At 71.1% G+C, this 13,294-nt stretch carries 14 protein-coding genes and 2 pseudogenes; 5 read left to right on the forward strand and 11 right to left on the reverse strand.

Annotated features, from left to right (window positions below):
* Positions 1–285: 285 nt before the first annotated feature.
* The 6 genes from ABEB28_RS33810 to ABEB28_RS33835 all read right to left on the reverse strand — a co-directional run bounded on the left by ABEB28_RS33810 (position 286) and on the right by ABEB28_RS33835 (position 4,357).
* Positions 286–1,191, reverse strand: a complete 906-nt coding sequence (locus ABEB28_RS33810; protein ID WP_345732323.1) for a TIGR03619 family F420-dependent LLM class oxidoreductase — start codon at positions 1,189–1,191, stop codon at positions 286–288.
* Positions 1,188–1,658, reverse strand: coding sequence for a nucleoside deaminase (locus tag ABEB28_RS33815; RefSeq protein ID WP_345732324.1), 471 nt, complete (start codon positions 1,656–1,658; stop codon positions 1,188–1,190). The genes ABEB28_RS33810 and ABEB28_RS33815 overlap by 4 nt, the downstream gene beginning before the upstream one ends.
* A gap of 190 nt (positions 1,659–1,848) precedes the next feature.
* Entirely contained in the window at positions 1,849–2,730 is an 882-nt protein-coding gene (locus tag ABEB28_RS33820; protein WP_345732325.1) for a hypothetical protein, read from the reverse strand.
* A gap of 33 nt (positions 2,731–2,763) precedes the next feature.
* Complete coding sequence (locus ABEB28_RS33825) at positions 2,764–3,111, reverse strand: MmcQ/YjbR family DNA-binding protein (RefSeq protein ID WP_345732326.1); 348 nt, start codon at positions 3,109–3,111, stop codon at positions 2,764–2,766.
* A complete protein-coding gene (locus ABEB28_RS33830; RefSeq protein ID WP_345732327.1) occupies positions 3,108–3,809 on the reverse strand; it encodes an anti-sigma factor family protein in 702 nt (233 codons plus the stop codon). The genes ABEB28_RS33825 and ABEB28_RS33830 overlap by 4 nt, the downstream gene beginning before the upstream one ends.
* The gene (locus ABEB28_RS33835) at positions 3,806–4,357 is read right to left on the reverse strand and encodes a sigma-70 family RNA polymerase sigma factor (RefSeq protein WP_345732328.1); all 552 of its coding nucleotides are present in this window, start codon (positions 4,355–4,357) and stop codon (positions 3,806–3,808) included. Before ABEB28_RS33835 ends, ABEB28_RS33830 begins: the two co-directional genes overlap by 4 nt.
* Positions 4,358–4,687: 330 nt before the next feature.
* Here ABEB28_RS33835 and ABEB28_RS33840 point away from each other — a divergent pair, with 330 nt between their 5' ends.
* The gene (locus ABEB28_RS33840) at positions 4,688–5,176 is read left to right on the forward strand and encodes a GNAT family N-acetyltransferase (RefSeq protein WP_345732329.1); all 489 of its coding nucleotides are present in this window, start codon (positions 4,688–4,690) and stop codon (positions 5,174–5,176) included.
* A gap of 55 nt (positions 5,177–5,231) precedes the next feature.
* A complete protein-coding gene (locus tag ABEB28_RS33845) occupies positions 5,232–5,864 on the forward strand; it encodes a LysE family translocator (RefSeq protein WP_345732330.1) in 633 nt (210 codons plus the stop codon).
* Between the two features lie 24 nt (positions 5,865–5,888).
* Here the strand turns inward: ABEB28_RS33845 and ABEB28_RS33850 are convergent, their stop codons facing one another.
* From ABEB28_RS33850 to ABEB28_RS33855, 3 genes and pseudogenes are all read right to left on the reverse strand, one after another.
* Entirely contained in the window at positions 5,889–6,380 is a 492-nt protein-coding gene (locus ABEB28_RS33850; RefSeq protein WP_345732331.1) for a TetR family transcriptional regulator C-terminal domain-containing protein, read from the reverse strand.
* Positions 6,381–6,383: 3 nt separating this feature from the next.
* Positions 6,384–6,494, reverse strand: a pseudogene (locus ABEB28_RS43255) (hypothetical protein); the annotation flags it as partial.
* A gap of 247 nt (positions 6,495–6,741) precedes the next feature.
* Positions 6,742–7,191, reverse strand: a pseudogene (locus ABEB28_RS33855) (Hsp20/alpha crystallin family protein); the annotation flags it as partial.
* A 169-nt stretch (positions 7,192–7,360) separates the two neighbouring features.
* On the opposite strand from ABEB28_RS33855, the gene ABEB28_RS33860 reads away from it, so the two are divergent.
* The 3 genes from ABEB28_RS33860 to ABEB28_RS33870 are packed head-to-tail and all read left to right on the forward strand — an operon-like array spanning position 7,361 to position 11,783.
* Positions 7,361–8,032 (forward strand): TetR/AcrR family transcriptional regulator, encoded by a 672-nt coding sequence (locus ABEB28_RS33860; protein ID WP_345732332.1) that lies wholly within the window; start codon positions 7,361–7,363, stop codon positions 8,030–8,032.
* Complete coding sequence (locus ABEB28_RS33865; protein WP_345732333.1) at positions 8,026–9,762, forward strand: ABC transporter ATP-binding protein; 1,737 nt, start codon at positions 8,026–8,028, stop codon at positions 9,760–9,762. Before ABEB28_RS33860 ends, ABEB28_RS33865 begins: the two co-directional genes overlap by 7 nt.
* Entirely contained in the window at positions 9,759–11,783 is a 2,025-nt protein-coding gene (locus ABEB28_RS33870) for an ABC transporter ATP-binding protein (protein WP_345732334.1), read from the forward strand. Before ABEB28_RS33865 ends, ABEB28_RS33870 begins: the two co-directional genes overlap by 4 nt.
* A gap of 45 nt (positions 11,784–11,828) precedes the next feature.
* Here the strand turns inward: ABEB28_RS33870 and ABEB28_RS33875 are convergent, their stop codons facing one another.
* Positions 11,829–12,722: a hypothetical protein gene (locus ABEB28_RS33875; protein WP_345732335.1), complete on the reverse strand. Its 894-nt coding sequence runs from the start codon at positions 12,720–12,722 to the stop codon at positions 11,829–11,831.
* A complete protein-coding gene (locus ABEB28_RS33880) occupies positions 12,719–13,243 on the reverse strand; it encodes a SigE family RNA polymerase sigma factor (protein ID WP_345732336.1) in 525 nt (174 codons plus the stop codon). Before ABEB28_RS33880 ends, ABEB28_RS33875 begins: the two co-directional genes overlap by 4 nt.
* Between the last annotated feature and the right edge of the window lie 51 nt (positions 13,244–13,294).

The raw sequence follows: 13,294 nt of genomic DNA on the forward strand, positions 1-13,294 counted from the left end.
CCTTCCACTGTCGGGTCCGGAGCAATATGCGAGCTCGGCAGAGGTCACCGCATGGGTGCGACAGAAGTTCACCAGGTGAGCACGTCGCCCGACGAGTTCTGGTTCACCCAATTACCGCAGTGAACACTAGACGCACACCGAACCTTCCCTTCGTCCCTTTCCGGTTCGAGATCGCCGATGCGTCGGTACGGATCGGCGCGGGAGCGGGCGCGGCGGCGTCCCGGGAGGTCGGACGCTGCTCCCGGGACGCCGGAACGAACCGTAAAACATGAAGTCCAGTTCAGGTCAAGCGCGCCGGTCACGCCAGTACCGCGCGACGCTTTCCAGGATGGTGAAGTCCTCCGTGAGCGGGCGCCGATCGTGCGGATCGTCGGGGTTGGTGTCGAGGACGACGTAGCTTGCGCCGAGATCCGCGATCGTGTCCAGATCCTGGGCGATCTGCTGGAGTGTTCCGGTGCCCGCCGGGCGGTCGGGCCGGTCGACGGGCGTCTCCCGCACGTCCAGCTGGATGCGGGGCGCCACCGGCGGGGCGGGCCGGCCGAGAGCGGCGGCGGCCGCGGCGAGCCCCGGGAGCCCGACGTCCCGGAGCCAGGTGAGGTCGGGGTTGCCGGGGTGCCAGGCGTCGCCGAACCGAGCCGCCCGGCGCAGTGCCGCCGGCGCCGCGCCACCCACCCAGATCGGCGGGTGCGGCGTGCGGACCGGCGCCGGCCCGGTCGCGACGTCGGTGAACGTGGCGAACTCCGAGTCGTGCGAGATCCGGTCGTGGGTCCAGAAGTCGACGAGGATCTGCAGGTAGTCGTCGGTCATCGCGCCGCGCCGGGCGTACGGGACGCCGAGCGCGGCGAACTCCGGCTCCGACCAGCCGGACGCCACCCCCAACACGAACCGCCCGTCGCTGAACCGGTCGATGTTGGCGACAACCCGGCCGGTCTGCAACGGATGCCGGTACGGCGCGATCGTCACGCTGGTGCCCAGCTCCAGCGTCGTCGTGTGCGCGGCCAGCCACGCGATCGTCGGAAACGGGTCGTAGAACGGCGCCGGGTAGGTCTCGTCCACGTCCGGCGTGGAGGCGACGTGGTCGGACATCATCGCCAGGGCGAAGCCCGCGTCCTCCGCGAACCGCACCCATGCCCGCAGGCCCTCCGGATCGGCGCTGGGGCCGAAGTTCCGGACGTTGAGCCCCAACTTCACGGCAGCTGCGCCAGGTAGCGGCGGAACGGCTCGTCCGCGCCGGGCGTCGGCACGTGCTGGATCTGCTCCGGCGCGAGCGCCCGCAGCGCCGCCTGCATGCTCGTCGCCAGCGGCGCGCTGTCCGGCGGCGCGGGGTACCGCAGGTCGGGCGCGAACTCCTTCGGCGCGGCGTAGACCAGCGCTGTCACGCCCGCCGTGGCCGCCACCGCGTGACAGATCGCGCACGGCTCGCAGCTGGCGTAGACGACCGCGCCGGTCAGGTGCACGGTGCCGAGCGCCCGGCACGCATTCCGGACCGCGGCGACCTCGGCGTGCGCGGTCGGGTCGCAGTCGGCCAACGCCGTATTGACGCCGGTCGCCAGCGTCTCGCCGTCCCGCACGACGAGCGCCGCGAACGGTAACTGCCCCGCGTCCGCGTTGGCCGTCGCGAGTCGTACCGCTTCCTGCAGCCATCGCTCCGCTGTCACGATCGGGAGCCTAGGCCGTGTCCCGCGATCTCGCTCGCAGCGAGGCCCCACCCAGGCGTCGACCGGCAAGGCGGAGGGGTCCGCGGCTGCCGCTAGCTCTTTGGCAGCTGTTGTATCGGTGGATCCCCGACAACGCGGCCGGTCGGCGCCTGCGCGGGCCGCAGCCGAGCACGGATCCGCAGGACACGGCCTAGTTCTGGAACCAGGTGCGTTGGGCGGTGACGACGAGGAACGCACCGCCGTACCGGGACGCCGCGTACTGCAGCGGCGTGAGGTCGAGTGCCGGGGCGTGCCGCTCCCACTCCCGCTCGTCCGACGAGACGAGCACGACGTCCTGGAGGCCTTCGACGTACCCGACGGAGTCTTCGTCCGCCTGGGCGAAGTGCAGCGCGAGTTCGACCCCGTCCCGTTCGTACACGGCGGCGTTGACCGCGACCGGGCCGGACGGCGCGGGCGACGACGAGTTGTCCTCCGGCAGCGGGACCGGCTCCGACCCCGACAGGTTCGCCAGCTGCTGGTCGGCGTCGTCGGCATGGACGGCCCAGCCCGCCTGCACGACCTGCTCCCGGCTCTGCCGGAGTGCCGCCTCCAGCCCGGTGAACGGGACCTCCAGGACCACCGTGTGCTGGCTGGCGCAGATCCAGCTGTAGTCGTCCCACCGCCACAGCGCCCGACCACCCCGCTCGCACGCCTCGTGCCGGGCGACCCCCAATCGGGCCGCTCCGGTGGGTGCGACGACCGAGAGGGCCGCGGCCAGCCGCTGGGCCGCAGCGTCCCGGGCTCCGACGACCGCCGCGCTCTCCAGCTCCGGTGGCGGGTCGCGGTGCACGAACCGGCTGAACCCCACCGCCCCGACCCCGCACGCGACGAGCAGGAACACCAGCGCACCGGCGAGCAGCGCGACCGTGCGCCGCAGCCGGCGCTGCGGCGGCGCGGGCTGTCGCGCCGCGTCCACCAGCCACTCCACGGAGTCGTCGTGCAGGTCCTCCCCGGCAGGCGCCTCGACGGGATCCGCCTCGACGAGGTCCTCCTCGACGGGGGGTGCGGTGGGTGGGGGCGCGGACTCGGACACCTGTCCGACCCTAGCCTCGCCTGCGGACACGCGTCAGCGTCCGGAGAGGTAGTCGGCCGCGACCCGCTTCGGAACGACCATTCGCCACGCGTCCAGCACCAGTTCTTCGAGCTCGGGAAGCTCGACGGCGGCCATCCGGAGCTGCAGCCAGTTGAACCTCTCGTCGGTGCGGTCCGGCGGCAGGAACACCTCGGGCCGCGCCGCGAGGAGCGCGCCGCGCTCCTCGCGCGGGAACGCGAACCCGAGCACGGTCTCGTCCCGGGAGAACGCCAGGTAGACGATCTTCCCGACGCGGAACTTCACCCGGTCCCGGACGACGACCTCGTAGCTCCGCGGCAACGGCCGGGCGATCGTCCGGACGTCGTCGATCGTGACGGTCACAGATCCACGGTGACCAGGTGGCGCCCTGCGGTGGTCACGATCTCGATCGATTCGACCGCGTCGGGTGCGATCGCGGCGTTGCCGGTGATCGGCCAGCCGTCGGGGGCGGACGCCGCCTTCTCGGTGATCACCCAGCTGCTGGCGATCTCCTCGTTCTCGGCCGAGCGCACGATCATCCGGCACTCCTCGCCCGCTTTGATGCCCCTGAGCGTGGCGTTCACCTTCACCCAGCCGGCGGCCGGGACGACCTGTGCGGTCATCTCCGCGCCGGTGTCCGGATCCTTCGCACTCGCCGTACGGGTGCCCGCCACGGCTGAGGATTGCGACGGGTCGGCGACGAACTCCTGCGGCTCGCCGGAGCGTCCGAGGAAGACGCCGCCGCCGACCGCGAGCGCGAGCGCGACCACCGCCGCCGCACCGGCCAGCAGCGCACGGCCCCCGGATCGGCGGGAGGCCGACTCCTCGCGGGCCGCCCGTAGCGTCCGCTGCATCAGCATGTCGGTCTCCGGGTCCGGGCCGTCCAGGAAGAGCTCCGGGGGCACCTCGTCCAGCGCGTTCTCGATGTCGCGCAGGACCGTCACCTCGTGCCGACACGCCGGGCAGGTGGCGAGGTGCTCCTCGACGCGGCGGTACTCGACCGGGTCCAGCAGGCCGAACAGGTAGCCGGCGATATCGACGTGTCCGTGCGGCGCGGTCATCGGGTCACCATCCCGAGGCCCGCATCCCGGCCACCGAACGTGTCCCGCAAGGTTCTCAGCGCGTAGAACGTTCTGCTCTTCACGGTGCCGACCGGTACTCCGAGCGCATCGGCCGCCTCCTTGATCGTGCGGCCCTTCAGGTAGATCTGGATGAGGACGTCCCGGTGTTCGACCGGCAACTGCTCCAGCGCGTCCATCACGACCATCTGGTTCACCACGTGGTCGGCGTGGTCGCGGGCGACCGGCGGCTTGTACGGCACCTCCGGGACCTCGGCCGGCCGGGCCGCGCGAGCCCGGGACTGGTCGATGACGATATTGCGAGCAACGGTCAGCAGCCAGCCCCGCACCGAGCCCTTGCCGTTCACCATGACCTCCGGGTTCCGCCACGCCCGGAGGATCGTCTCCTGGACGATGTCCTCGGCGAGCGCGCGGTCCTCGGTCAATCTGGTGACGTACGCCAGGAGCGCCCGTCCGTGCTCGGCGAACAGCGACCGGATCAGCGCCTCGTTGCCCGCTGGGGCTCGTCGCTGACCAGCGCTTCGGACCATCCGCCGCTCCCCTCGTGGCGCCGCATCCCGAGACCGCCCCTGACTGTAGGGCACCCCACCGTCCGGCCGCTCGAAGGCATTTCCACAGTGGTGCTGTGGTAACGAACCGTCCAGGAATGGGGCGGTTCGCAGATTGACGCGGCGGTCGGCACGGTGTGCGCGGTCGGCGCGGTCCGTAGCGAAGGCGCCGTGCGGAAGGCTCAGGACGGTCACGATGGCCCCTCATGCTGGGTGATCCCACGCTCACACGGGCCGGCGCGCGAATAGGTTCACGACCCGCTCCGGGCCGGGACGCGCGCGGCTCGCCGCCCGCGCCGTAGCGTTCGGTCCATGCAGATCGTGACGATGCGGGACGAGCACGCCTCGCCGGTGCTGGACGTCTACCGGCTCGGCATCGGGACCCGCCAGGCGACGTTCGAGACCGAGGTGCCGGATTGGGCGGCGTTCGACGCGGCCCGCCTGCCCGAGCACCGGTTCGTGGCGCTCGACGCCGACGGTTCGCTGCTCGGCTGGGTGGCGTGCAGCCCGGTGTCCGGACGCCCGGTCTACGCCGGTGTCGTCGAGCACTCCGTCTACGTGCATCCGGACGCCCGGGGGCGCGGCGTCGGCCGGACGCTGCTCGACGCGCTGATCGCCTCGACCGAGAAGGCCGGTATCTGGACGATCCAGTCGGCGGTGTTCCCGGAGAACACCGCGAGCCTCGCCCTTCACGTCGCCTGCGGGTTCCGGGTGGTCGGGACCCGAGAGCGGATCGGACGCCACTACGGCGCGTGGCGAGACGTCGTCCTGATCGAACGCCGCAGCCCCGTGGTGGACTAACCCCGCCGGACGTATTTCGGGCGCGGGATCGGCGCCCGAATGTCACGATCCGGCCATGCCGATCGATCCGCACTTGCTCGCTCTGTTCACCCTCACGACGATCGTCGCGATGATCACGCCCGGCCCCGACATGCTGTTCGTCCTCGGCTGCGGCATGCGCGGCGGTCCACGCGCGGGGCTGCTCGCCACCGCGGGCGTCGCGACCAGCGAGGCGGTCCACGTCACGCTGGCCGCCGTCGGGCTGACCGCGCTGTTCGCCGCGGCGCCGGTGGCGTTCACCGTGGTCCGGGTCGTCGGCGGGATCTACCTCATCTACCTCGGCGTCCAGATCATCCGGGCGCGCAAGGGCAGCACGGCGGATCTCCCGGACGGCGGCGGCACGATGTCCGGACGGCGGGCGTACCTCAACGGCCTGGCCACGAACCTGCTCAACCCGAAGATGGTGACGTTCACGATCGCGTTCCTGCCCCAGTTCATCAACCCTTCGCTGGGCCGGGTCTGGCTGCAGTTCGTGATCCTCGGCGTGATCCTGATCGTGATCGAGTTCCTCGTCGACGGCTCCGTCGGTGTCCTCGCCGGACGGATCGGCGGATGGCTGCGCGCCCGCCGGGCGGCCCGGCGCCGGATCGACGTCGCCACCGGTGGCCTGTTCATCGGCCTCGGGGTGCGGCTCGCCGCGGAGCGGTAACGCCCGCGGCGGCAGCGTCCCGGTCTACACCGCCGCCGGCGTGTTCCACCGCAGCTGGGATGCGGCGAACTGGTTGCAGATTTCGACGATCCGTCCCTTGTCGACGGGTCGGTACCCGACCACCGCGCGGATCGTCAGCCCGTCGAGCAGCGCGGAGAAGCCCTCGACGAACGTGTCGACGTCGAGGTCGGGTTCCAGCTCGCCGGTCGCGACACCGTACTCCAGCACCTCGCGCACCAGCCCTTGCCAGCCGGCCTCCAGCTCGCTGATGAGCTTGTGCACCGCCGGGTCGTGGACCGCCTCCGACCACGCCTCCAGCCACATCATCAGGTTGCTGTCGCGCAGTCCGCTCGGCGCGGCGGCGTCGACCAGCCAGCGCCACCGCTCCTGCGCCGTGGCCAGCTCGGAGAAGGCGGCGACCGCCCGCTCCCGGAGGTCGGATTCGACGATCCGTAACGCGGCCATGAACAGGTCGGTCTTGCTCTCGAAGTAGTAGAGGAGGTGCGCGCCGGTCATTCCGAGACCCGCGCCGATGTCAGCGAGCCGGGCGTTCCGGACACCGTGTTCGCTGAGCACGGAGATCGCCGACCGGGCGATCTCGCGGCTCTTGCCGCGCCGCTTCGTCGTCATAACAATGTGACCCGTTTCGTCGCCTGAGGACGCTGAACGCTTCCCCAAACAGTGATATCGCACCGGAGCGCGGTCGTGGGGTCACACAGCGAAGCGGAACGACGCAACTCCCGAATTTTCCCGTTCTCGACGGGTCATCGAACCGGCGAGGGCCGGGCCCCGAACGGGCCCGGCCCTCGNCCGTTTTCTGCTCGGCGGCGGCGTCCCGCGCCTCCGCCGAGGCCTCGACGGCCGGCGCGCCGGCACCGGTCGTGATGGCGATCCGACGCGGCTGCGCCTCGGCCGGGACCGCGTACGCACCGGCCACCCGGACGCTCAGCACGCCGGCGTCGTAGGACGCGGTGACGGCGTCGGCGGTCAGGTGCTCCGGCAGGCCGAAGCTGCGACGGAACGAGCCGTAGCGGACCTCGCTGAAGGCACGACCGTCGCGCTCCTCGGTGCGCTCGTTCCTGCGTTCACCACGGACGACCAGCTGTCCGTCGGCGACCTCCACGGCGACGTCCTTCTCGACGTCGACGCCCGGCACCTCGAGGCGGACGACCGCGTCGTCGCCGTCGCGGGTCACCTCGGCGGCGGGCGTGAACGTGGCCGCCCGGCGGTCGCCGACCGGCCGCGTGGCGACCGGACCGAACGAGCGGCGAACCAGCGCGTCGAACTCAGCGAACGGGTCCCGACGCGTCCAGAGAGTGATGCTCATGATGTCTCTCCCCTGAGTTTCTCCGGCACGGTCTCGGTTCGACCGGCCACATGTCAGGAAACCTGAGTCGCCTCGACTCAATTCCCGCGTCGATGTGATCCGGACCACGGCAACCCTTGCGGGGTCCGAAAAATTGCGTGGTCCGCAAGGAGCCGTCTACGGTGACGCCATGTCCGACGACGAGCCGACGTACGTCACGCTCGAAGAGCACCCGTCCGGGCTGGTGACCTGGCGCCAGCGCAAGAAGCAGGCCACCCGCGAGGCGATCGCCGATGCGGCGTGGCGGCTCGCCCTGAAGGTCGGCCCCGACAACGTCCGGGTCGACGACATCGCCGCGGCGGCGGGCGTCTCGCCGCGGACGTTCAACAACTACTTCTCCAGCCGGGAGGAGGCGATCTGCGCGCAGCGCCTGCGCTGGGCGGAGAAGCTCACCTCCGCTCTCCGGAACCGGCCCGCGGACGAGCCACTGGACCAGGCGCTGGGGGCCGCAATCCTGGAGGTGCGCGGCCGGAACGACGCCGACAAGGCGATGATCCGCCTGGTCGCCGCAACGCCGGCGATGCGGGCCGAGTACCTCCGGCACTCGGTGGCGACCGAGTTCACGCTCGCCGAGATCATCGCCGAGCGAACGGGGTGCGACTCGCTCGCCGCCCGCGTCGTCGGCGGTGCGTACGCGACCGCCGCCCGCGTGGCGGGCGAATATTGGCTACGCGACGACGGCGACGTGCCGTTCACTGACTTCTTGCGCGCCGCACTCGAACGGGCGGCTCCCGCCGCCCGTGCCCTCGAGGCGAGCCTGTCGGCCCCGCACCACCCGTTCCGAGAGGGTCACCAGTGCTGATCACCCTGTTGCGGGCGCATCTGCGCCCTTATCGGCGGCCGCTCGCCGTGGTCGTCCTGCTGCAACTGCTCCAGACGCTGGCGATGCTCTACCTGCCGACACTCAACGCCGACATCATCGACCGCGGTGTGGTGACCGGGGACACCGACTACATCGTGCGGACCGGCGGCGTGATGCTGGCGGTCAGCCTCGGGCAGATCGTCTGCGCGATCGGCGCGGTGTACGTCGGGGCGAAGGTCGCGATGGCCCTCGGCCGGGACGTCCGGGCCGCCCTGTTCGACCGGGTGCAGTCGTTCTCCGCCCGCGAGGTCGGCACGTTCGGTACCCCGTCGCTGATCACCCGGATCACCAACGACGTCCAGCAGGTGCAGATGCTGGTCGTGATGACGCTGACGATGGTCATCGCGGCTCCGGTGATGTGCGTGGGCAGCCTCCTGCTCGCGCTCCGCCTGGACGTTCCGCTGGCGTCGATCCTGCTGGTCGCGCTCCCGGTCCTGGTGGCGATCATCGGGGTACTGATCGCCCGCTTGGGGCCGCAGTTCCGGCTCATGCAGGCGAAACTCGACGACATCAACCGGGTGCTCCGGGAGCAGATCGGCGGTGCCCGCGTCATCCGGGCGTTCGTCCGGGAACGGTACGAGCGGCAGCGCTTCGCCCGGTCCAACGACGAGCTCTACGACGTGTCGGTGCGCGTGGGTCGGCTGCTGTCGGTGATGTTCCCGGCCGTGATGGCGGTCGTGAACGTCTCCAGCGTGGCGGTGGTCTGGTTCGGTGGGCACCGGATCGACTCGGGCGCCATGCAGATCGGCGCGCTGACCGCGTTCCTCAGCTATCTGATGCAGACCCTGATGTCGGTCATGATGGCCACGTTCATGTTCATGATGGCGCCGCGCGCCCAGGTGAGCGCCGAGCGCATTCAGGAGGTCCTCGGCACCGACACCAGCGTGGTCCCGCCGGAGCGACCGGCGTCGCTGCCGGACGTCCACGGCCGGCTGGAGATACGCGGCGCCTCGTTCCGCTTCCCCGGTGCCGAGCAACCGGTCCTGTGCGACGTCGACCTGGTGGCCAATCCGGGCGAGGTCACCGCGATCATCGGCAGCACCGGCAGCGGGAAGACCACGCTGCTCAACCTGATCCCCCGGCTGTCCGACGTCACCGACGGCGCGGTGCTGGTCGACGGCGTGGACGTCCGGGAACTCGATCCGGTGGACCTGGCCCGGCTGATCGCGCTGGTGCCACAGCGTCCGTACCTGTTCACCGGCACGATCGCGTCGAACCTGCGCTACGGCAACCCGGACGCCAGCGACGACCAGCTCTGGCACGCGCTGGAGATCGCCCAGGCGGCGGCGTTCGTCCGCGGGCTGCCCGACGGGTTGGACACCCGGATCGCGCAGGGCGGCACCAACGTGTCCGGCGGCCAGCGGCAGCGACTCGCGATCGCCCGTGCACTCGTGCGGAAACCCGAAATCTACCTGTTCGACGACTCGTTCTCCGCCCTCGACTACGCCACCGACGCCGCCCTGCGCGCCGCGCTGATCCGGGAGACCGCCGACGCCACCGTCGTCATCGTCGCCCAGCGCGTCAGCACGATCCGTACCGCCGACCGGATCGTCGTCCTCGACCAGGGCCGCGTCGTCGGCTCCGGAACCCACGCGGAACTCATGGACACCAACGACACCTACCGCGAGATCGTCCTGTCCCAGCTGACCGAGCAGGAGGCCGCGGCATGACCGGCCCGGCACGCCCCGCTGCGGACGCCGACTCCGACGGAGCCGCCGTCGCCACCGCGGTCGGCGAGCGGCCGACCGCCGCGCGCGGCCCGGGCGGACCGCCCGGCCCGGGCCCGGCCCGCTTCATGAGCGGCCCCGGTGAGAAGGCCCTCGACTTCAAGTCCTCCGGACGCCGCCTGCTGGCCACGCTGCGACCGGAGCGGCCGCTGATGGCGCTGGGGCTGCTGCTCGCGGCGGCCAGCGTGGCGCTGTCGGTGACCGGGCCGAAGATCCTCGGCGACGCCACCGACCTGGTGCTGGCCGGCGTGCTCGGACGCGACCTGCCGGACGGCGCCACCAAGGCGCAGGCGGTGGAGACCCTGCGCGCCCAGGGCGACGACACGACGGCCGAACTGATCAGCCACCTCGACGTCGTACCCGGACAGGGCATCGACTTCGACGCGGTCGGCCGGGTGCTGCTGATCGTCCTCGCCATCTACTTGGCGGCCTCGGTGTTCGCGCTGCTCCAGGGCCGCGTGACGACGACGATCGTCCAGCGGGTCGTCTACCGGATGCGGGAGCAGACGCAGGCCAAGCTGGCGCGGCTGCCCCTCAACTACTTCGACCGGCAGCCGCGGGGCGAGATCCTCTCCCGGGTCACCAACGACATCGACAACCTGGCGCAGACGCTCCAGCAGACGCTCAGCCAGATCATCATCTCGCTGTTCACGATCGTCGGCGTGCTGAGCCTGATGTTCTGGATCTCGCCGCTGCTGGCACTGATCGCGCTGGTCACGATCCCGGTGTCGACGTTCGTCGCGGGCCGGATCGGACGCAAGGCCCGCCCGCAGTTCGTCGGGCAGTGGGCGACGACCGGGCGTCTCAACGGCCACGTCGAGGAGATGTTCACCGGGCACGCGCTGGTGAAGACGTTCGGCCGCCAGGAGGAGGCCCGGGAGGTGTTCGCGGCGCAGAACGAGGCGCTGTTCCAGTCCAGCTACCGGGCACAGTTCATCTCCGGGCTGATCCAGCCGGCGATGATGTTCATCGGCAACGTCAACTACGTGCTGGTGGCGGTGGTCGGCGCACTGCGGGTGGCGTCCGGGGCGCTGACGCTCGGCGAGGTGCAGGCGTTCATCCAGTACTCCCGCCAGTTCAGTCAGCCGCTCACCCAGGTGGCGAGCATGGCCAACCTGCTGCAGTCCGGCGTCGCGTCGGCCGAGCGGGTGTTCGCGCTGCTGGACGCGCACGAGCAGGACCCGGACCCGACGACGCCGGCGCGGCCGGAGCGGATCCGCGGCCGGGTCGAGTTCGACCACGTGTCGTTCCGCTACGCCCCGGACAAGCCCCTCATCGAGGACCTGTCGCTCGCCGTCGACCCGGGTCAGACCGTGGCGATCGTCGGCCCCACCGGCGCTGGCAAAACCACCCTCGTCAACCTCCTCATGCGCTTCTACGAAGTCACCGGCGGACGCATCACGCTCGACGGCGTCGACATCGCCACCATGACCCGCGCCGACCTCCGCGCCGCCACCGGCATGGTCCTCCAAGACGCCTGGCTCTTCGGCGGCAGCATCGCCGAGAACATCGCCTACGGCGCCCGCCGCGACGTCACCCAAGCCGACATCGAAACCGCCGCGGTCGCCACCCACGTCGACCACTTCGTGCGCACCCTGCCCGAGGGCTACGACACCGTCCTCGACGAAGAAGGCAGCAGCGTCAGCGCCGGCGAACGCCAGCTCATCACGATCGCCCGCGCCTTCCTCGCCGAACCCGCCATCCTCATCCTCGACGAAGCCACCAGCTCCGTCGACACCCGCACCGAACTCCTCATCCAACGCGCGATGAACACCCTCCGACAAGGCCGCACCAGCTTCGTCATCGCCCACCGCCTCTCCACCATCCGCGACGCCGACCTCATCCTCGTCATGGAAGACGGCCGCATCGTCGAACAAGGCACCCACACCGAACTACTCACCGCCGACGGCGCCTACACCCGCCTCTACAACGCCCAGTTCGCGCAGCCGGTCGCCGATCTCTGACAGCGCGGGCCGCGGCGGTCACCTCCGCCGCGGCCCCGCTCCGGGTCAGCCCTGCGGCTTCTTCTTGCTCGGTTTCGGCGCCTGCTCGGTGTAGCCCGGCGGGGGCGTCAGCGTGAACCGGGCCAGGTTCTCCTCCGTCCGGGACAGGTAGGTGTAGTCCCACTGCGCGACCGCCGGCTCCGCGTTGGGGTTCGGACGCTTGTGCGCGACGACCCGCACGAGCTCGTACGTCTCGGCGTTCACCCACAGCTCGTACTTCCCGTGCTCCTTGGGGATCGCCAAGTCGCCGGAGAGCTTCAGATGCAGCGTCTCCGTGCCGTCGAGCGTCTCCTTGCCGAGAACCGCGAGCGTCGTCTGCTTCTCCAGGGCTGCCTTGATCTCATCGGCAGTCCGGGGCACCTGCACCTCGCCCTTGTCCTCGTCGTTCGCCGCGTAGGTGTCGCGGAACCACGTCCGCGCGGAGTGGTCGACCGTCGTGGTCGTCACCCGGTCACCGTCGTGTTTCATCGCGTACTCGAGCTTCGTACCGTTCTCCAGGACGTCGATCCGGCGGACGTCCCCGGTGACGCCGTCCCGCCAGTCCTCGCCCGACGACGTCTTTCCCTGGTACGAGTAGCGCTGCGTCGAGTGCTCGATCTTGTCCTCGCTGCGGGTGATCGCCTCGCTGACCTCGGTGGCGACGTAGCGGGCGGGCTTCAGCGCGGTCTGTTCGGTCGGCGCGGTCGGCGGCGCGGACGTCGTCGGGGTTCCGCTCACCGCCACGACGCCGGCCACCGCAGCCGCCAGCGTGAGGCCGCCCAGCGCGGTGGCGCCGCGCCGGACCGACCGGCGACGGGAGTTCGCGCGTGCGGCCGCGGCGACGACGTCGGTGGTCAGCCGAGCGTCGGCGACGTGGGTGCGCATCGCCGCGGTGAGGTGCTCTTCCAGCTCGGTGCTCATGCTCGCGCTCCGTTCGTGGTGCGGTCGTCGACGGCCCAGTCGGCGGTGAGCTCGCGCAGACGGGCCAACCCGCGGGAGGTGGTGGACTTGACCGTGCCGATCGAGCACCCCAGCCGGTCGGCAGCCTCGGCCTCGGTGAGGTGCTCCCAGTACCGCAGGACGAGCACCGCGCGCTGCTTCGGTGGCAGCAGCGCCAGCGCGCGGATCAGCGCGTCCCGGAGGTCCAGGGTCGCGGTGACGTCGGGCACCGTGCGGGCGTCCAGGCTGGTGAGGACCTCGGGTCGTCTGCTCCGCCGGCGCCAGGTATCGACCGCCAGGTGGTAGAGGATGCGGCGGACGTACCCCTCGGGGTCTCCGTCGATCCGGTTCCACCGTCGCATCAGCCGCTCGATCGCAGCCTGGAGCAGGTCCTGGCCGGCGTCCCTGCCGCCGGCCAGGAGGATCGCCGTGGCCAGCAGTGCGTCGCCGCGCTCCGCGACGAACGCGTCCAGGCCGGCGAAGGCTTCCGGTTTCCCGCGCACGGGCAACTCCTTCCGTCGCCCACCAAGTACGACGCCCCCGCCCGAATGGTT

Origin of the sequence: Cryptosporangium minutisporangium (assembly GCF_039536245.1) — a bacterium.
GTDB lineage: Bacteria > Actinomycetota > Actinomycetes > Mycobacteriales > Cryptosporangiaceae > Cryptosporangium > Cryptosporangium minutisporangium.

Bases quoted from the DNA above. Each gene is read 5' to 3' on its own strand.
- ABEB28_RS33830 (WP_345732327.1), bottom strand. From the start codon at position 3,809: ATGACCGCGCCGCACGGACACGTCGATATCGCCGGCTACCTGTTCGGC.
- ABEB28_RS33835 (WP_345732328.1), bottom strand. From the start codon at position 4,357: ATGGTCCGAAGCGCTGGTCAGCGACGAGCCCCAGCGGGCAACGAGGCG.
- ABEB28_RS33840 (WP_345732329.1), top strand. From the start codon at position 4,688: ATGCAGATCGTGACGATGCGGGACGAGCACGCCTCGCCGGTGCTGGAC.
- ABEB28_RS33845 (WP_345732330.1), top strand. From the start codon at position 5,232: ATGCCGATCGATCCGCACTTGCTCGCTCTGTTCACCCTCACGACGATC.
- ABEB28_RS33850 (WP_345732331.1), bottom strand. From the start codon at position 6,380: ATGACCGGCGCGCACCTCCTCTACTACTTCGAGAGCAAGACCGACCTG.
- ABEB28_RS33860 (WP_345732332.1), top strand. From the start codon at position 7,361: ATGTCCGACGACGAGCCGACGTACGTCACGCTCGAAGAGCACCCGTCC.
- ABEB28_RS33870 (WP_345732334.1), top strand. From the start codon at position 9,759: ATGACCGGCCCGGCACGCCCCGCTGCGGACGCCGACTCCGACGGAGCC.
- ABEB28_RS33875 (WP_345732335.1), bottom strand. From the start codon at position 12,722: ATGAGCACCGAGCTGGAAGAGCACCTCACCGCGGCGATGCGCACCCAC.